Source organism: Nocardia sp. NPDC059764, from assembly GCF_042732555.1.
Classification (GTDB): Bacteria; Actinomycetota; Actinomycetes; order Mycobacteriales; family Mycobacteriaceae; genus Nocardia.
This window is the reverse complement of the sequence record NZ_JBHWHH010000039.1, coordinates 20,150-36,924: the sequence shown is the minus strand read 5'-3', so window position 1 is coordinate 36,924 and position 16,775 is coordinate 20,150. Positions and strand designations below refer to the sequence as shown.

Below are 16,775 nucleotides of genomic sequence, written 5' to 3'. Positions count from 1 at the left end.
CCTTTCGGATGTTCTCTCTCAGACCCTGTTCAAGCTGCTGGCTACCGGCTCCGCGAGCCTTTCTGCCAAGTAGCCACGCGAGCGCCATCTTTCGGCAACTGAACAGGTGCCGGAGCGATGCGGAAGGGCCCTCCCGCGGTTTCGGGGATCGGGCCCTTTTTTCGTGTCCGGATTAGCCGGATTCGGCGTGGGTACTCCGCTCCTGCATCGGCTCCGGCGCTGGTCCGGCGGCGCGTCGCGAGGGGCGCTCAAATAAAACCTAAAAAGTTCCTCGAAAAGTATTCCGTCCAGTTGGCCCGCTCTGTATCGTGATGAACGGCAAACGATCAGTGACTTTCGGGTCAACGCGACATCGGCCCGCGAGTCTCTCCCCCCGGACCCGCGTACCGAACTCGGGACGGTTCCCCTGCCTATACCCACCGTCCCGGGTGCGTCGGGTGACCCGACGTCGCTGAGCCAACTTTCGGCTAACGCGCGGTAAGTCGAAGGTTCAAACGAAGGGCCCGATCCATGACGAGGGGATCGGGCCCTTCGGTATTGTCTGGCGCAATGTCACAGGAAACGAACGCGGGAAGAATGTACGCCGGGCAGCCCGTAGAAGACCGGCAGCGGCAGCGTCGTGCGCGTTTTCTGGAGTCCGGGCTCACGGTGTTCGCGCGCGATGGATACGCCAATAGTTCCGTCGGAGCCATCTGCAAGGACGCCGGACTCTCCTCCAGACAGTTCTACGAGGAGTTCACCGGTCGCGAATCGCTGTTGCTCGAGCTCTACGAGCACATCGATCGCGAGTCGCGGGAAGCCGTGGCGGCCACCATCGCCGAGCACTCCGACGCCAGCGCCGTCGACATCATCGACGCGGCGGTCCGCGCCTACATCGAGTCCATCGGACGAGATCCGCGCAAGGCCAGAGTCGCGCTCGTCGAGGTCGTCGGCGCCGGCCCCAAGGTGGAGAAGTTCCGCCTGGAGCTGCGCCGCGCCTGGGGCGCCCTGCTGGCCAGCGCCGCCGAGGACGCGGCCCTGCACGGCGAGATCCCGCCCGGCGACTACGAAATGCGCGTGCTCGCCATCATCGGCGCGGTGAACTACGTGGTCGACGCCTGGAGCGGCTCGGATCCGCGCCAGCCGCTCGACGACGTCATCCAGGTGCTGCGCCGCATCATCATGGGCGCGGTCAGCGCCTGACCCGAAAACTCACCTTCCGACGCTCTTTCGCGCCCGTCCGCCTCGCGGACGGGCGCGAACTTTACGGGTAGCGTGCCGATCATGGAGGCTGCGCCGAACATGGAGACGGTGCCGATCCAGCTGCCCGACGGGACCACGATCCCGGTGCGGCTGATTCCGGCGAAAGGCTCGCACCGGCATCCGATCACCGCCGACACGCCGCGGCCGGTGGTGGTGATCGCCCCCGGCCTCGGCGTGCCGGGGGAGTACTACTCGCTGTTCGGAATGCCGTTGGCGGCCCGGGGTTTCGATGTGGCGCTGCTGGAGATCCGCGGCAACGGCGGCGGACCCGCGACCGGACCGTCCGTCTACGGCTATCAGGACCTGGTGGCGGTGGACTTCCCGGCCATGTTCGAGGCCGTACGCCTGCGCTTCCCCGACAGCACCCCGTACCTGCTCGGCCACAGCATGGGCGGCCAGCTGGGCGCCATGTACGCGTCCCGGATCCGGGGGCGGCTGGGCGGGCTCATCCTCATCGCGTCCGGCACACCGCATTTCCGCGGGTACTCCGGGCTGGCCGCGGTCGGCAGCGCGGCGCTGTCGTTGACCGCCAATCTGGCCGGGTTCTGGCCGGGCGACACGGTCACGGCGGGCGGCTTCGGGAGGCAGTCCAAGGCGCTCATCGCCGATTGGGCGCGACTGGCCCGCACCGGCAGGTTCGAACCCGCCGGAGCCGATATCGACTACGAGGAGCGGATCGGGCGGCTGAAACTGCCGGTCCTGTCGATCACCATGACCGGCGACGAGCTGACCCCGCGCGGATCGGCCCGGCAACTGCTCGCGAAAATGCCGCAGGCCGACATCACCACCTGGCACAACCCGGCCCCGCTCGGGCACAACGGCTGGATCAGCGATCCCGGCTCCACCATCGACTACGTCGAAAAGTGGCTGCGCGACCGCTGATTCGACAGTGGATCGGGGCGCTCAGAGCCGCCGCGAGCGCGGCGCGGTCATCTTCTCGGGGCTGAGCAGGTCGTCGAGTTGGGCCTTGGTCATGGCTCCGCGCTCGAGCACCAGGTCGTAGACACTGCCACCGGACTCCAGGGCCTCCTTGGCGATGGCCGCCGACTGCTCGTAGCCCAGTGTCGGCACCAGCGCGGTCACCAGTCCGATGCTGTGCGCCACCAGATCCCGGCAGTGCTCCCGGTTGGCGGTGATGCCGGTGATGCAGCGGCTGGTCAGGGTGACCGCGGCATTGCGCAGCATCATGGTGCCCATCATGAGGTCGTGGGCCATGATCGGCTCGGCCATATTGAGTTCCAGCTGACTGGCCTCGGCGGCCATGGTGACCGTCATGTCGTAGCCGATGAGCTGGAAACAGACCTGGCTGACCACCTCCGGGATGACCGGGTTGACCTTGCCCGGCATGATCGACGAACCCGGTTGCATGGCGGGCAGATTGATCTCGCCCAGGCCCGCGCGCGGACCGCTCGACAGCAGCCGCAGATCGTTGCAGATCTTGGACAGCTGCACCGCGGCGCGTTTGAGGGTGGCCGACACCGCCACGAAATCGCCGGAGTCCTGGGTGGCCTCGACCAGGTTCTCGGCCTGCACGATGGGCAATCCGGTTATCTCCGCGAGCTTGACGGTGACCAGGTCCGCGTAGCCGGGCGGGCTGGTGATGCCGGTGCCGATGGCGGTCGCGCCCATGTTCACCGCGAGCAGGTCCCCGCCGATGCGCTGCAGATGGTTGACGGCCTCGCCGATCATGACCGCGTACGCGCCGAATTCCTGCCCCAGGGTCATCGGGACCGCGTCCTGCAACTGGGTGCGGCCCATCTTGATCACGTCGGCGAATTCGACGGCTTTGGCGCGCAGCGCGTTCTGCAGTTCGCCCAGCGCCGCGGCGGCGTCCTGCAGGGACAGGTAGACGCCCAGCTTCACCGAGGTGGGGTAGACGTCATTGGTGGACTGCGAGCGGTTCACGTCGTCGTTGGGGTGCAGGTACTGGTATTCGCCCTTGTGGTGGCCCATGAGCTCCAGGCCGCGGTTGGCGATCACCTCGTTGGCGTTCATGTTGGTGGAGGTGCCCGCGCCGCCCTGCACCATGTCGACGATGAAGTTCTCGCGCAGCCGGCCGGGAGCAGTTCGTCGCAGGCCGCGACGATGGCGTCGGCCTTGGGCTGGGCGAGCGAACCGAGTTCCGCGTTGGCCAGGGCCGCAGCCTTTTTCACGTGGGCCAGGGCATTGACCAGGTGCCCGAACTTGCGCAGTTCGATGCCGGAGATCTGGAAGTTCTCCACCGCGCGCAGGGTCTGCACCCCGTAGTACGCCTCGGCGGGCAATTCCCGGGTGCCGAGCGAATCGTGTTCGGTGCGAATGCCGCCGAGCGGCTGCTGGGCGGCGATGGCGGCCGACAGCTGGGCGGAGACCGCGCGCATGCGGTGCGCGACCAGCTGGGCGACCCGGGAGACCATGCGGTAGTAGCGATCCGGGTGCAGGACGGCCTGTTCCCGCAGGGTCGCCCGGGGCACGGTGAGCACGACCGCGCCGGTGACGCTGCGCCCGGTGGCGGTGTGGGGCGTGTCGTCGACCAGCGCGATCTCCGAGATCAGGCTGCCGGGGCCGAGCCGGGCGCGCTCGATCACGTGGCCGGTGAGGCCGGAGGTGATCCGGATCTCGCCCGCCACCACGATGCCCGCCCACTCGCGCGGCGTGGATTCGTGGAACAGCACCGCCCCGGCCGGGTATTCGCGCCGCTCGGCGGTGGCGGCGAAGGCGCGGACGTCCTCCGGATCGAGTCCGGTGGCCGCGGCGGTGCTACTGATCAGCTCGTCCAGTTCGGCCACGTCGACTCCTCGCTCGGTGGGGACGCCCCACATCGGCAACCGAGTCCGATCTTTCCGAAACGGGCGGATCTTTCAAGCGCGACGCGGCGGTTCACCGTCCATCAGTTGCTGCAGGAAGAACTCGTAGACCAGCGCGGCCTGGAACGCGGACTGCTTGTTGTCCGCGGCGCCGCCGTGGCCGCCCTCGATGTTCTCGTAGTACCAGACCTCGTGGCCCTCGGATGCCAAGCGCGCGGCCATCTTCCGGGCGTGACCGGGGTGCACCCGGTCGTCGCGGGTGGAGGTGGCGAGCAGGATCGGCGGATAGGTCCGCTCGGCGCTGGTGTTCTGGTACGGGGAGTACTCGGAGATGTACTCCCACTCCTCCGGCTTGTCCGGGTCGCCGTACTCGGCCATCCAGGACGCGCCCGCCAGCAGCAGGTGGTAGCGCCGCATGTCCAGCAGCGGCACCTGGCACACGATGGCCCCGAACAGCTCCGGGTAGCGGGTCAGCATGACGCCCATGAGCAGGCCGCCGTTGCTGCCGCCGACCGCGCCCAGCTGGTCGTGGGTGGTGATGCCGCGCGCCACCAGGTCGCGCGCGATGGCCGCGAAATCCTCGTAGGCCTTGTGCCGGTTGGCCTTCAGCACCGAGGTGTGCCATTCGGGGCCGTATTCGCCGCCGCCGCGGATATTGGTCATGACGTAGGTGCCGCCGCGTTCCAGCCAGCCCATGCCGACCGCGCCGCTGTAGGCCGGGCGGCGCGAGACCTCGAAGCCGCCGTAGCCGGACATGACGGTCGGTCCGGGGGTGCCCCGCAGATCACGGTGGCGGATCACGAAATACGGGATCTCGGTGCCGTCGTCGGAACGGGCGAAGAACTGCTCGGTCTCCATGCCGTCGGCGTCGAAGAACGCGGGCTCCTGCTTCAGCACCTCCACCGAACCGCCCACCGAACTCGACATGAGCGTGGCCGGGCTGGTGAAACTGCTGGTGGAGAGCATGAATTCGTCGCCGCCCTCGAGCCGGTCGAGGTTCATCACGCTGGTGGTGGACATGGCCGGGGCGTCGGCCAGCGGCGCGCGGGTCCAGCCGTCCGGACCGGGGGTGAGCACGTGCAGTTCGGTCTGCACGTCGTGCAGGGTGGCCAGCAGCAGGTGGTTCTCGGTCCAGCTGTAGCCGTGCAGTGCGGTGTGCGGGTCGGGGGTGAACAGCACCTCGAAATCGCGTGCGCCGGATAGGAATTCCTCGAAGTTCGCGGCCAGCAGCGCGCCCGCCGGATAGGTCGAGCCGTTCACCTCCCACGGGGTCTTCGGCCGCACCAGCAGCCACTCCTTGTTCCAGGAGACGTCGGCGTCGGTGGGGGCCTCGATCAGCCGCAGGGTGTCGTCGGACTCGAGCAGGTAGACCTCTTCGTTGAAGAAGTCGGTGGCGCGGCTCAGGTAGTGCCGTTCGTAGCCGGGGGTGCGGTCGTAGCCCGCCGAGACGGCCACGTCGGTGGACCGGCCCTCGTACACGAATTCGGCCTCGGCCAAAGGGATTCCGCGCCGCCAGCGCTTCACCACCCGGGGATAGCCGGAGTCGGTGAGGGAACCGGGGCCGAAGTCCGTGCCCACGTAGACGGTGTCGTGATCGATCCAGGCGTAGTCGGACTTGGCCTCGGGTAGGTGGAAGCCGCCGTCCGCCGGGTCGATGAAAGTCTTTGCCTCGATGTCGAATTCGCGGATCACCTTGGCGTCCGCGCCGCCGCGCGACAGGCTGATCAGCGCGCGCCGCTGTTCCGGGCGCTTCACCGCCGCGCCGCCCCACACCCAGTTCTCGCCCTCGGCCGCGGCCAGCGCGTCCAGGTCGATGAGGATCTCCCAGTCCGGCTCGGCCTTGGCGTATTCGGCGAAGGTGGTGCGCCGCCACAGGCCCTTGGGGTGCTCGCGGTCGCGCCAGTAGTTGTAGAGCCATGGGCCGCGCCGGCTCGGATAGGCGATGCGGGTGTCGGTGTCGAGCATGGCGAGCACACGCGCCTCGAGTTCGCCGAAACGCTCGGTCGAGGCGAAACGCTCCTTCGACACCGCGTTCCGTTCTTCGGCCCACGCCAGCGCGCGGTCGCTCTCGACTTCTTCGAGCCACAGGTAGGGGTCCGTCACACCCTCTCCAACACCGGTCATGCCCACATTGTTGCCCAGGGGCGCGTTCGCCGGTCGCGAACGTGTTGCCGACCACTGTGGCGAGGACGGTCGGGCGCGGGTGACGCCGACCGCACTGTCCGGTCAGTAGGATTGCCGGGTGTCGCATGAGCCCCGGCTGTGGGAACAGCACTGCTGCCTGCCATTACTGCCGACCGCGGACGTCACCGAGCTGATTCGGTACCCGCTGGGCTCGTATCTCTCGGTGAACATCGGATATTCGCCGCAGACCACCCGCGATTCGCTGGAACTGGTCACCCAGCTGCGACGGGATGCCTTGACGGACGGCCGTTTCCGGCTGGTGCACGACATCGAGGACGCCTGGCCCAGCACGCCGACCGCCGAGACCGAGTCCACCATCGCGCTGGCCTTCGATCTCGAGGACGCCGGGCCGCTGGACGGCGATCTCGACAATGTCGAGCTGTTCCACGAACTGGGCCTGCGCTCGCTGCTGCCCACCTACAACCACGCCAATGCCGCCGGCTGCGGCTGCCTCGACACCGAGGACACCGGGCTCACCCGGTACGGGCGCGACCTGATCCGCACCCTCAACGAGGTGGGCGTGTTCGCCGACGGGTCGCACTGCTCGCGCCGCACCGGCCTCGACATCGCGGAGATCACCAGCGTCCCGATGATCTACAGCCACTCGAATTTCGCGGCGCTGTGGGAGCATCCGCGCAATATCGCCGACGAGCAGGCCAAGGCGTGCGCGGCCACCGGCGGGGTGATCGGCGTCAACGGGGTCGGCATCTTCCTGGGCCGCAACGAGCCCGCCGACCGGGCCGGGCGGGTGGAGGCCATGGCCGACCACATCGCCTACGGGGCGGAACTGGTCGGTATCGAGCACGTCGGGGTGGGCTCGGACTACTCCTTCGACGCCGACGATTTCAATCGGGAGCTGATCGAGAATCCGGAGAGCTATTCCGAGGAGTACCTCCGCTACGGCCAATTGCAGTGGACGCCGCCGGAGGATCTGCTCGGCACGTCGGGGGTGCGCGGACTGGACGCGGCGCTCGCCGACCGCGGCTTCTCCGCGGCGGACCGGGCGGCCGTCTTCGGCGGCAACTTCGCGCGCGTCGCCCGGCAGGTCTGGCGAGATTGACCCAGCGTGAGAGATAAGAAGGCGACGACTGATTTCGTGAGGATCCGGGTAACTCCCGGAGTACCCCCACGATGGGTTCCGGCACCCGGCCGCCGGCCCGCAATGTCAATAGGCAACGGCTCTCAGCCGGGCGCTGAGGCGCGGGGAGGCGGGGGAGTCTAGTCTCGAAGCCGTGACTTCCCACTACGATGTCGTCGTTCTCGGCGCTGGTCCCGGCGGTTACGTCGCCGCGATTCGTGCCGCTCAACTCGGCCTGCGAACAGCGATCGTCGAGCAGAAATACTGGGGTGGCGTGTGCCTGAACGTGGGCTGCATTCCGTCCAAGGCACTGCTGCGCAACGCGGAGCTGGCTCATATCTTCACCAAGGAAGCGAAGACCTTCGGTATCTCGGGTAACGCGACCTTCGACTTCGGCGCGGCGTTCGATCGCAGCCGCAAGGTCGCGGACGGCCGGGTCAAGGGCGTCCACTTCCTGATGAAGAAGAACAAGATCGACGAGTTCGACGGCAAGGGCACCTTCACCGGCCCGAAGTCGCTCTCGGTCGCGCTCACCAAGGGCGGCGCCGAGGACATCACGTTCGACAACGTGATCATCGCCGCGGGCACCGAGACCAAGCTGCTGCCGGGCACCTCGCTGTCGGCCAACGTGGTCACCTACGAGGAGCAGATCCTCACCCGCGACCTGCCGGGCTCCATCCTCATCGTGGGTGCGGGCGCCATTGGCATGGAGTTCGGCTACGTCCTCAAGAACTACGGCGTGGACGTGCGCATCGTCGAATTCCTGGACCGCGCACTGCCGAATGAGGACGCCGACGTCTCCAAGGAGATCACCAAGGCGTACAAGAAGCTCGGCATCACCATCACCACCGGTGCGGCCGTGCAGTCCATGGAAGACGACGGCTCCAAGGTCACCGTCGCCATCAAGGACAACAAGACCGGCGCCATCGAGACCGTCACCGTCGACAAGGTGCTGCAGGCCGTCGGCTTCGCGCCGCGCGTGCAGGGCTACGGCCTGGAGAACACCGGCGTCGCGCTCACCGACCGCGGCGCCATCGCCATCGACGACTACATGCGCACCAACGTCCCGGGCATCTACGCCATCGGTGACGTCACCGCCAAGCTGCAGCTCGCGCACGTCGCCGAGGCGCAGGGCGTGGTCGCCGCCGAGACCATCGCGGGCGCGGAGACCCAGGCGCTGGGCGACTACCGCATGATGCCGCGCGCCACCTTCTGCCAGCCGCAGGTCGCCTCCTTCGGCCTCACCGAGCAGCAGGCCAAGGACGAGGGCTACGACGTCAAGGTCGCCACCTTCCCGTTCACCGCGAACGGCAAGGCGCACGGCCTCGGCGACGCGCAGGGCTTCGTCAAGCTGATCTCCGACGCCAAGTACGGGGAACTGCTCGGCGGCCACCTGATCGGCCCGGACGTCTCCGAGCTGCTGCCGGAACTGACCCTGGCCCAGAAGTGGGACCTCACGGTCAACGAAGTGGCGCGCAACGTCCACACCCACCCGACCCTGTCGGAAGCGATCCAGGAAGCGATCCACGGCCTCGCCGGCCACATGATCAACTTCTGAAACGGTCCTGAAAGGCTCGGCGTCGGTGAAACCGCCGCCGCCGAGCCTTTGGCGCGTCAGGGCTGTTGTCGGGGTAAGAGGGTCACCGAGATCGGAGTTCTGCCCATTGTGGCGACCTTGGCCAGGCGGGCGTCGAAGGTGACCAAGGCGGCATCGTTCAACATCGCCACTGCGAGATAGGCGGCGTCGTAGGTGGATACGTTGTGCCGCATCGCCCACACGGCATGTTGCAGCGTGGTGTCCGCTGGAACGTATTCGAATTGCATTGATATCAGCGCGGATACGGCTGAATCGGCGTCAGATGCCTTGATGTGACTCTGAAGTACGGCCTTGTGCAGGGTTCGCTGAACTTCCAGTGGCATATGCGCGGGCGCACACCAGTCATCGTCGGCGACCAGGGCTGCCCGGGCCTCGTCACCTTTCGTCGACGGATCGACAAGGGCCAATACCATCGCGTTTGCGTCGACAACGATCAATCCTCGACCTCTCGCCCGCGCCGGATCTCGGCGACAACATCCTCGGCGCTCATGGTGAGACTGCGATGACCGACCATGCTTTCCATGAGGTGCCGGTTGCGCTCGGCTCGAAACTCGCGTTCGAGCAATCCGCGCAGGTATGTCTGGGTTGTCTGCCCGCGTGCCGCCGCTCGAGCTGCAATGGCGTCGCGGACTTCTTCGGGAACGTCTTTGATCTGGATTGCCACAGCCATCTTTCCATCCTACATGCGCATGTCATGCGCATGTAGGGATTATTCGCGGTGGTAGGCGGTTTGTGCGGCCCTGATGTCGCCGATATTGGATTCGAGGATGTCGATCAGCCCGACCAGCTGGTCGGCGACCCGTTCGCCGAGGTCGGTGAGGGTGTATTCGACGACCGGCGGGATGGACTGCTGGACTTCGCGGTGGACCATGCCGTCGCGTTCCAGGGTCTGCAGGGTCTGGGAGAGCATGCGCTCGGAGATGCCGTCGACCCGGCGGCGCAGCGCCGAGAAGCGGTAGGGGCCCTCGCGCAGGGCGGCCAGGGCCAGCACGCCCCAGCGGCTGGCGACGTCCTGCAGGACCGGGCGGGAGGCGCAGTTGCGGGCGAAGACGTCGGCTTCCAGGGTCGGGTCGTCCGCGAAGGACTTGTCGGAAGGCCGGGCGTTCATGAGATTCAGGTTACCTGTCATTCGGGTAGCGGTTCAGGAATAGCATGTGCTTACTATTAGTTAGTACATGTCGAGCGTGCAGTTCATTCCATCGAACCTGGAGGTAGTCATGACCGTCGCAGTCACCGGAGCCAGTGGTCAGCTGGGTCGCCTGGTCGTCGAGGCGTTGCTGAAGGACGGGTCGCAGCCCGTCGTCGCCGTGGTCCGCGATCCCGCCAAGGTGGTCGACCTGGCCGAGCGCGGCGTCGAGGTGCGGGTCGCGAGCTTCGACGATCCGGCGGCGCTGGAACGCGCCTTCCAGGGCGTCGACCGCGTACTGCTGGTCTCCGGCAACGAGTTCGGCAAGCGCGTGGCCCAGCACACCAATGTGCTGCGCGCCGCCGAGGCCGCGGGCGTGAAACTGCTGGCCTACACCAGCATTCCGCAGGCCGACCGCAATCCGCTGATCCTCGCCCAGGAGCACATCGGCACCGAGGCGGTGCTGGCCGGGGCGAGCATCCCGACCACCCTGCTGCGCAACGGCTGGTACTGGGAGAACTACGCGGGCGGTCTGGGCCACGCCGTCGCGAGCGGTGTGCTGCACGGCGCGGCCGGGGACGGGAAGGTGTCCGGCGCGGCGCGGGCCGACTACGCCGAGGCGGCCGCCCGGGTGCTCACCACCGACGGGCACGAGGGCAAGGTCTACGAGCTCGGCGGCGACGAGACCCTCTCGTACGCCGAACTGGCGCAGGTGATCTCGGAGGTCTCCGGCAAGCCGGTGCGTTACGAGGATCTGCCGCAGCAGGATTACGCGGCCGCGCTGCAGGGCGCGGGCCTGGACGCCGGATACGCGGCGGTGCTGGCCGATGCCGACGCCGGGATCGCGGGCGGCATCCTGTCCGTCGACTCCGGTGACCTGCAACGGCTGCTGGACCGCCCGACCACCCCGGTGGCCGAGGTGTTCCGGGCGGCGCTGAACTGATCGAGCGGACGGGGCGGGCTCAGTACCAGTTGTGGGCCTGCCAGAACGCCCACGCGTTGTTCGGGCTGCCGTAGCGTTCGACCATGTAGCGGTAGGCCCATCGCAATTGGGTGAGCGGGTTGAACATCCAGTCCGGGCCCTCGCTGAACATCTTGTGCGCGGGGAGGGCCTGGGGCAGCCCGTACGCGCCCGAGGTCGGGTTGATCGCGAACACCTGCCAGTCGCTCTCGCTGGTGATGATGTGGTTGAACGAATCCCACTGGTCGAACGGGACCATGAAGCGGGACATGGTCTGCAGGGCGGGCTTCGAAAAGCGCTGGGCCGAGCCGACCAGTTGCAGCAGCGAGGCCGGATCGATGGGAAGCGCGACCGGGACGCCGGTGGCGGAGACGGGGTTGGCGATCTCGGTGCGGGCGTCGGCGTGTGTGACGCCGACGGTCAAGGGCGCGATGGCCGCCGTCAGCAGTCCGAGTACCGCGACTCGGATCGGGCGCCGGCGGGCGGTGTTCTCGTGGGAAGCGGGCAACGCCTGGTCCTTCCGTGTCGTTCACGAAAAAACAGACCCCATCTGTCTTCCAATCAGAAACCGACCGTACGCCCCTGAACTTCGGTGTCCGGGTGAGCGACACGCGGGGAACTACCTGATCGGCGCTGACCCGCTGGTCAGCGCGCCCGCTCGCGCAGCAGTTCGCGCTCGCCGTCATTGGCGGTGAGTTCGGCCGCGCGCTCGAATGCCGCCCGCGCCTCGGCGGTCCGGCCCAGCCGTTCCAGCAGATCCCCGCGCACCGCGTGCAGCAGGTGATAGCCGTCCAGATCCGCTGCGACCGCGTCGATCAACTCCAGGCCCGCCGTGGGCCCGTGCACCATCGCCACCGCCACCGCGCGGTTCAACTCCACGACAGGTGACGGAAATCGTTGCGCGAGGACGGCATACAGTCCGGCGATACGCCGCCAATCGGTGTCAGAGGCGGCCGGGGTCACCGCGTGCACCGAGGCGATGGCGGCCTGCAGGGCGTAGCGGCCGGGCGGGAGCTCCCGCGTCCGGTTCAGGGTGTGGGCGCGGGCCAGGGCGGCCAGTCCGCGTTCGATGTACAGGCGGTTCCAGCGGGAACGGTCCTGATCGGGGAGCAGGACCGGGCCGCCGCCGGAATCGCTGCGGGCCGTGGTGCGCGAGGCCTGCAATTCCAGCAGAGCTGTCAGGCCGTGCACCTCCGGCTCCTCGGGCAGCAGTCCGGTGAGGATGCGGGCCAGGCGCAGCGCGTCCTCGCAGAGTTCGGCGCGCACCCAGCGTTCGCCGGAGGTGGCCGCGTAGCCCTCGTTGAAGATCAGGTAGATCACTTCGAGCACCGAGTCCAGCCGCGCGGTCAGCTCCGCGCCCTCGGGCACCTCGAAGGGGATCCCCTTGGAGGCGATGGTGCGTTTGGCGCGCACGATCCGTTGCGCCACCGTCGATTCCGGGACCAGGTAGGCGCGCGCGATCTCGGTGGTGGTCAGGCCGCCCACCATGCGCAGGGTGAGCGCCGCCCGCGCCGGGGGCGTGAGCGCCGGGTGGCAGGCGGTGAAGATCATGCGCAGCAGGTCGTCGGCGATCACCGGGTCCGGTTCGCCCACCGGCGCTTCCGCGGTGATCGCCTCCCGGCCCAGCAGCTCCAGCTTCCGGGCGAAGTTCGCGTCGCGCCGGATGCGGTCCACCGCGCGGTGTTTGGCGGTGAGCATGAGCCAGCCGCCGGGATTCGGCGGGACGCCCGCGGACGGCCACTGTTCCAGTGCCGCCACGTGGGCGTCCTGCGCGAGTTCCTCGGCGGTGGCGATATCCCCGACCAGGCGGGTCAATCCCGCCACCAGCCGCGGCCATTCGATGCGCCAGGCCGCTTCCACGGCCCGGCGCGCCCGCTCCTCCGGCGGAGTCAGTGCTGGCCTTCCAGCTGCCGCACCTCGACCTCGATCTCCCATTCGGGTCCGTGCACGCGCAGGAACCGGGAGGCCCATTCGGCGGCCTCCTCGTTGGAGCGGGTCTGCAGCAGCAGATAGCCGCCGATGATCTCCTTGGATTCGGTGAAGGGACCGTCCATGACGGTCTGCGTGCCGCCGGACTGCCGGATCCGGGCGCCCTCCTCGGGCGGGCGCAGGCCCGCGGTGTCGAGCAGCACGCCCGCCTTGGTCATCTCCTCGATGATCTCGTTGACCCGCGCGATCAGGTCCTCGCCGGGACCGTCGGGGGCCTGGGCGGGGTCCAGGCGAATCAGCACCAGGTGTCGCATAGTCGAATCCTCCTTCGTGTGGGGATCGTGGTTCGACCCTCGCCTACTCCTCGAACGGGGCGGGTCGGAATCGACATCCGGCTCAGACCCACTGCACCAACTGGATGACGATGCCGTTGGGGTCCAGCGCCTGGAAGTAGCGCTCGCCCCACGGCTCGGTCTCGATGGGCGTCACGATCGGCACGCCCTCGCCCTGCACGCGAGCGTATTCGGCATCGATGTCATCCACCACGAAGACCACCAGCAGGCCCTGGCCGGCGCTGCCCGCGATGCGGTCCGGCTTGAAGCTGCCCAGGCCGGTGCGCAGGTAGATGACGTCGAAGCCGGCGTCGGGCCGGGTCAGGTTGACGAAGCCGTCGGCCGACATCTTCTCGGTGAAGCCGAAATGCTCGATGAGGAACCTGGCGGAGGCGGTCTCGTCGGGCACGTTCAGCGAGATCGCGGATGCGGTGACGTTCAAGGGTCCTCCTAGGTGGTGCCGATTAACTCTGTACTATGTACGCTGTACTTTGTACGCAAATTCCCGACGGGACGCAAAGTGACGACCGTCACAGGGATACGATCGGCGGCGGAGGTGACGCGAATGGCCGCGAAGGGCGGGGAACGCAGCAGCGCGGGAGACTCGGTGCGAACCCTGGAACTGCTCTGGCGCGAGCCCGGCTCGGGCGGGTCGGCGCGCGGGCCCAAACAGCGCACCACCGTGGACGCCGTCGTCGCGGCCGCGATCGGGATCGCCGACACCCAGGGTCTGGCCGCGCTGACCATGCGTTCGGTCGCGGCCGCGCTCGGCATCACGCCCATGGCCACCTACACCTATGTGCCCGGCAAGGCGGAACTGCTGGATCTCATGCTCGACACCGTCTACCAGCGCATGGAGCGCCACGACCTGGGCGGAATGGGCTGGCGGGAGCGGGTTTCCACGATCGCGGCCGAGAATCGCGCCATGCTCGCGGCGCACCCGTGGGTGGCGTACCTGCCCACCACGCGCCCGCCGCTGGGGCCGGGCGTGGCGGCGAAGTACGACCACGAACTGCGGGCCTTCGACGGCCTCGGCCTCGGCGACCTCGACATGGACGCGGCGCTCACCTACGTGCTGGGGTTCGTGACCTCCACCGCGCAGCTCGCGATCGATACCGCGGCGGCGGCCGCGGAAAGCGGGCAATCCGACCATGATTGGTGGGAGCGCGCGGCCCCGCTGCTGGCCCGGGTGTTCGACGCCGAGCGCTACCCCTTGGCGGCGCGGGTCGGCGAGGCGGCCGGACAAGCGCACGACAGCGCCTACAGCGCGGACCACGCCTACGAATTCGGTCTCGCCCGGGTCCTCGACGGGCTGGCGGGCCTGATCGAGCACCCCGAACGCTGATCGGGACCCCCTGGGCGCGCCTGTCTCTTACGCGAACCTGGCACAGACCGACCGGGACGATGGTCTCAATTTCGCCGCACGGAGCGGCGGGTGGCGGCAGAATTTCAGCTATGCCCCGATCGGCCCCGGCAGTCGTTGCCGCCGAAACCTTCACCAGGGCAGCGCAGCCGGTGCTTCCCGTGGGGGAGGGACTGGTGCTGAGGCCGTGGCTGCGGCGCGACGGCCCCGAGGTGTACGCGGCATTCCAGGATCCAGCTATCGCCCGCTGGCACGTGCGCACCGCCGACACCGTGGAGGAGGTCGGGGACTGGGTCGACTCGTGGGCGCGGTCGTGGAGCAGTGGCGCGGCGGCGAACTGGGCGGTGGCGGATAGTCGCAGCGGTCGGCTGATGGGCCGCGCCTCACTGCATCACATGGAGCTGTGGCACGGTGAGGCGGAGGTCGCGTACTGGGTGATCCCGGCGGCCCGCGGTCGCGGCATCGCCCCGCGGGCGGTGGAGGCGCTGGTCGGCTGGGCCTTCGAGGTGGCCGGATTCCACCGCCTCGAATTACGCCATTCCGTGCACAACGCCCAATCCTGCCGGGTGGCCTGCAAATCCGGCTTCATCCTCGAGGGCATCAATCGCAGCGCGGGCCTGCACACCGACGGCTGGCACGATATGCACCTGCACGCCCGCGTCCAGCCCGCCCGCCCCGCCGAACCGGCCTTCCCGCGCGACATCCCGTACGAGGCCGCCACCCAGCCGGTCTTCCGCCCGCGCCGCTAGGGCTTCCGGTCAGTGGTCGGTCTCGATGCGCAGCGCGGTGATGGTGCTGGCGAGGCCCTCGTACTGATTGGTGAGCAGCACGATCTCGATGAGCCGCTGCTCGTCGTAGTGCGCGGCCAGCGCCTGCCAGGTGGCGTCGTCGAGATCGCGGGTGGTGACCAGCTGGTCGACGGCGGTGAGCAGGGCGCGTTCCTTGTCGGTCCAGCCCGCGGCGGCGGGTCCCTCGCGCAGCCGGTCCAGGATCTCGGGGGTGACGCCCGCGCGCCGTCCCAGCCGGATGTGATGGTCGGTCTCGTATTCGCATTCGCGCAGGTGCGCGACGCGCAGAATGACCAGTTCGGATTCGTAGCGCCGCAGTTTGCCGCCGGGCATGAGCCGCCCCGAGAAGTGCAGCCAGCCGCGGAACAGGCCGCCGGTGCGGCCGAGCGTGCTGAACAGGTGGGCGTCGTCCGTCCCGGCGGCGCGGGAAAGCGCCTGCCAGACAACCCAGTTGACCGGTCCGAGCTCCCGCAGACGGCCGGGAGCGATGCGTGGCTTCGTCGACACCATGGGTCCAGTCAACACCCTGTCTGGGCCACTCGCCAGACCGTGGCGGCGGGAGTCGTCGTCCCGGCGGCCGCCCCCGCGCTCCGACCGGGCCGCGAAGTCGGTGCGGGAGCGCGTCACTCGCGGACCGCGCGGGCGAGCCGGGTGAGTTCCAGGGCGCGGCGGGCGCGGGTCAGCACGTGGGCGCGGGAGCTGGCCAGATGCGCCAGCAGGGCGCGCAGGGCGGCGTCGAGATCGTCGGCGAGCAGGTGTTCGGCGATGGCGATGTGGTCCTCGGCCATGGCGGCGATGCGGCCGGGGGTCGGGATGTCGAGGGCGCGGACCGGACGGACGCGGGCTTGCACGGCCGAGAGCGCGTCGGCGAGCGCGGAATTGCCCGCGGCCAGCAACAGCGTGGTGTGGAAGCGTTCGTCGGCGGCGATGAGCTCCGCGTCGGGTGCGGGCGGGTGGTCGCGCAGGTCGCGCCAGAAGTCGAGTTCGCGGCGCACCTCGGCCAGGACCAGGGGCGTGCGGGTGGTGTCGGGGACCGGGGCCCGGAGCGGGGCGGCGGCCAGCGAGTCCGGGAGTCCGGCCGCGGTGGTCTGTAGTCGTTGAATTCCCCTGGCCTCCAGCACGATCCGGAGTTCGTACAGATCGCCCAGATCGTCCACCCGCGGCCGGTACGGGTACAGGCCGTCGGTGTGGCGTTCCAGCAGACCGTCGGACAGCAGCCGGGCCAGCGCCTCCCGGACCGGGGTGCGGGAGACGCCGTACGCCTCGGCGAGACGTTCCTCGCCGAGCCGCTCGGTCGGCACCAGCACCCCGGCCGCGAGATCCTGCTGGAGCGCGCGGTAGACCCGCTCCGACAACGGAATGCGCCCCCTGCGCGCGTTCACGCCGCTG

General features: G+C 68.7%; 17 protein-coding genes and 2 pseudogenes. 7 read left to right on the top strand and 12 right to left on the bottom strand.

The genetic code is table 11. The features are described 5' to 3' along the window. The first annotated feature begins 549 nt into the window (after positions 1-549). Both ACFV4K_RS11630 and ACFV4K_RS11625 read left to right on the top strand, forming a co-directional pair. On the top strand, positions 550-1,182 hold the full coding sequence (locus ACFV4K_RS11630; protein ID WP_379274120.1) for a TetR/AcrR family transcriptional regulator: 633 nt from the start codon (positions 550-552) through the stop codon (positions 1,180-1,182). A 99-nt stretch (positions 1,183-1,281) separates the two neighbouring features. Then, positions 1,282-2,124 (top strand): alpha/beta fold hydrolase, encoded by an 843-nt coding sequence (locus tag ACFV4K_RS11625; RefSeq protein WP_379274145.1) that lies wholly within the window; start codon positions 1,282-1,284, stop codon positions 2,122-2,124. A 21-nt stretch (positions 2,125-2,145) separates the two neighbouring features. Here ACFV4K_RS11625 and aspA read toward each other — a convergent pair. The 3 genes and pseudogenes from aspA to ACFV4K_RS11610 all read right to left on the bottom strand — a co-directional run bounded on the left by aspA (position 2,146) and on the right by ACFV4K_RS11610 (position 6,152). Then, positions 2,146-3,602 (bottom strand): annotated as a pseudogene (aspA, locus tag ACFV4K_RS11620) (aspartate ammonia-lyase). Positions 3,603-3,683: 81 nt separating this feature from the next. Next, positions 3,684-4,043 (bottom strand): annotated as a pseudogene (locus ACFV4K_RS11615) (cyclic nucleotide-binding domain-containing protein); the annotation flags it as partial. 39 nt (positions 4,044-4,082) lie between these two features. Further along, positions 4,083-6,152 (bottom strand): prolyl oligopeptidase family protein, encoded by a 2,070-nt coding sequence (locus ACFV4K_RS11610; RefSeq protein ID WP_379274118.1) that lies wholly within the window; start codon positions 6,150-6,152, stop codon positions 4,083-4,085. Between the two features lie 118 nt (positions 6,153-6,270). On the opposite strand from ACFV4K_RS11610, the gene ACFV4K_RS11605 reads away from it, so the two are divergent. Together ACFV4K_RS11605 and lpdA are read left to right on the top strand one after the other, a co-directional pair. Then, complete coding sequence (locus ACFV4K_RS11605) at positions 6,271-7,272, top strand: dipeptidase (protein WP_379274116.1); 1,002 nt, start codon at positions 6,271-6,273, stop codon at positions 7,270-7,272. A 172-nt stretch (positions 7,273-7,444) separates the two neighbouring features. Beyond that, positions 7,445-8,848 carry a dihydrolipoyl dehydrogenase gene (lpdA, locus tag ACFV4K_RS11600; protein ID WP_379274114.1) on the top strand — a complete coding sequence of 468 codons (1,404 nt, stop codon included), beginning with the start codon at positions 7,445-7,447 and terminating at the stop codon, positions 8,846-8,848. 56 nt (positions 8,849-8,904) lie between these two features. On the opposite strand, the gene ACFV4K_RS11595 is transcribed toward lpdA, so the two are convergent. The 3 genes from ACFV4K_RS11595 to ACFV4K_RS11585 are packed head-to-tail and all read right to left on the bottom strand — an operon-like array spanning position 8,905 to position 9,995. Next, complete coding sequence (locus tag ACFV4K_RS11595) at positions 8,905-9,324, bottom strand: type II toxin-antitoxin system VapC family toxin (protein WP_379274112.1); 420 nt, start codon at positions 9,322-9,324, stop codon at positions 8,905-8,907. After that, positions 9,321-9,557: a hypothetical protein gene (locus ACFV4K_RS11590; protein WP_379274110.1), complete on the bottom strand. Its 237-nt coding sequence runs from the start codon at positions 9,555-9,557 to the stop codon at positions 9,321-9,323. Before ACFV4K_RS11590 ends, ACFV4K_RS11595 begins: the two co-directional genes overlap by 4 nt. A 39-nt stretch (positions 9,558-9,596) precedes the next feature. Then, positions 9,597-9,995, bottom strand: a complete 399-nt coding sequence (locus ACFV4K_RS11585; RefSeq protein WP_379274108.1) for a winged helix-turn-helix transcriptional regulator — start codon at positions 9,993-9,995, stop codon at positions 9,597-9,599. Positions 9,996-10,104: 109 nt separating this feature from the next. On the opposite strand from ACFV4K_RS11585, the gene ACFV4K_RS11580 reads away from it, so the two are divergent. Continuing rightward, positions 10,105-10,956, top strand: coding sequence for an SDR family oxidoreductase (locus ACFV4K_RS11580; protein ID WP_379274106.1), 852 nt, complete (start codon positions 10,105-10,107; stop codon positions 10,954-10,956). Between the two features lie 19 nt (positions 10,957-10,975). Here the strand turns inward: ACFV4K_RS11580 and ACFV4K_RS11575 are convergent, their stop codons facing one another. The 4 genes from ACFV4K_RS11575 to ACFV4K_RS11560 all read right to left on the bottom strand — a co-directional run bounded on the left by ACFV4K_RS11575 (position 10,976) and on the right by ACFV4K_RS11560 (position 13,677). Further along, positions 10,976-11,482, bottom strand: a complete 507-nt coding sequence (locus tag ACFV4K_RS11575) for a transglycosylase SLT domain-containing protein (protein ID WP_379274105.1) — start codon at positions 11,480-11,482, stop codon at positions 10,976-10,978. Between the two features lie 137 nt (positions 11,483-11,619). Next, positions 11,620-12,834: an RNA polymerase sigma factor gene (locus ACFV4K_RS11570; RefSeq protein WP_379274103.1), complete on the bottom strand. Its 1,215-nt coding sequence runs from the start codon at positions 12,832-12,834 to the stop codon at positions 11,620-11,622. A gap of 29 nt (positions 12,835-12,863) precedes the next feature. Beyond that, the gene (locus tag ACFV4K_RS11565; protein ID WP_379274101.1) at positions 12,864-13,217 is read right to left on the bottom strand and encodes a YciI family protein; all 354 of its coding nucleotides are present in this window, start codon (positions 13,215-13,217) and stop codon (positions 12,864-12,866) included. Positions 13,218-13,299: 82 nt separating this feature from the next. Beyond that, on the bottom strand, positions 13,300-13,677 hold the full coding sequence (locus tag ACFV4K_RS11560; RefSeq protein ID WP_379274099.1) for a VOC family protein: 378 nt from the start codon (positions 13,675-13,677) through the stop codon (positions 13,300-13,302). 123 nt (positions 13,678-13,800) lie between these two features. On the opposite strand from ACFV4K_RS11560, the gene ACFV4K_RS11555 reads away from it, so the two are divergent. Beyond that, positions 13,801-14,580 carry a TetR/AcrR family transcriptional regulator C-terminal domain-containing protein gene (locus tag ACFV4K_RS11555; RefSeq protein ID WP_379274097.1) on the top strand — a complete coding sequence of 260 codons (780 nt, stop codon included), beginning with the start codon at positions 13,801-13,803 and terminating at the stop codon, positions 14,578-14,580. A gap of 110 nt (positions 14,581-14,690) precedes the next feature. After that, positions 14,691-15,347: a GNAT family N-acetyltransferase gene (locus ACFV4K_RS11550; protein ID WP_379274095.1), complete on the top strand. Its 657-nt coding sequence runs from the start codon at positions 14,691-14,693 to the stop codon at positions 15,345-15,347. A gap of 9 nt (positions 15,348-15,356) precedes the next feature. Here ACFV4K_RS11550 and ACFV4K_RS11545 read toward each other — a convergent pair whose 3' ends face one another. Further along, the gene (locus ACFV4K_RS11545) at positions 15,357-15,896 is read right to left on the bottom strand and encodes a carboxymuconolactone decarboxylase family protein (protein ID WP_357090805.1); all 540 of its coding nucleotides are present in this window, start codon (positions 15,894-15,896) and stop codon (positions 15,357-15,359) included. Between the two features lie 113 nt (positions 15,897-16,009). Beyond that, a complete protein-coding gene (locus ACFV4K_RS11540) occupies positions 16,010-16,768 on the bottom strand; it encodes a GntR family transcriptional regulator (RefSeq protein WP_379274094.1) in 759 nt (252 codons plus the stop codon). Positions 16,769-16,775 lie beyond the last annotated feature (7 nt).

What these genes read in the sequence shown, in the direction of transcription:
- ACFV4K_RS11630 (WP_379274120.1), top strand. Translation starts at nt 550, where the DNA reads ATGTCACAGGAAACGAACGCGGGAAGAATGTACGCCGGGCAGCCCGTA.
- ACFV4K_RS11625 (WP_379274145.1), top strand. Translation starts at nt 1,282, where the DNA reads ATGGAGACGGTGCCGATCCAGCTGCCCGACGGGACCACGATCCCGGTG.
- ACFV4K_RS11610 (WP_379274118.1), bottom strand. Translation starts at nt 6,152, where the DNA reads ATGACCGGTGTTGGAGAGGGTGTGACGGACCCCTACCTGTGGCTCGAA.
- ACFV4K_RS11590 (WP_379274110.1), bottom strand. Translation starts at nt 9,557, where the DNA reads ATGGCTGTGGCAATCCAGATCAAAGACGTTCCCGAAGAAGTCCGCGAC.
- ACFV4K_RS11585 (WP_379274108.1), bottom strand. Translation starts at nt 9,995, where the DNA reads ATGAACGCCCGGCCTTCCGACAAGTCCTTCGCGGACGACCCGACCCTG.
- ACFV4K_RS11580 (WP_379274106.1), top strand. Translation starts at nt 10,105, where the DNA reads ATGACCGTCGCAGTCACCGGAGCCAGTGGTCAGCTGGGTCGCCTGGTC.
- ACFV4K_RS11565 (WP_379274101.1), bottom strand. Translation starts at nt 13,217, where the DNA reads ATGCGACACCTGGTGCTGATTCGCCTGGACCCCGCCCAGGCCCCCGAC.
- ACFV4K_RS11555 (WP_379274097.1), top strand. Translation starts at nt 13,801, where the DNA reads ATGGCCGCGAAGGGCGGGGAACGCAGCAGCGCGGGAGACTCGGTGCGA.
- ACFV4K_RS11550 (WP_379274095.1), top strand. Translation starts at nt 14,691, where the DNA reads ATGCCCCGATCGGCCCCGGCAGTCGTTGCCGCCGAAACCTTCACCAGG.
- ACFV4K_RS11545 (WP_357090805.1), bottom strand. Translation starts at nt 15,896, where the DNA reads ATGGTGTCGACGAAGCCACGCATCGCTCCCGGCCGTCTGCGGGAGCTC.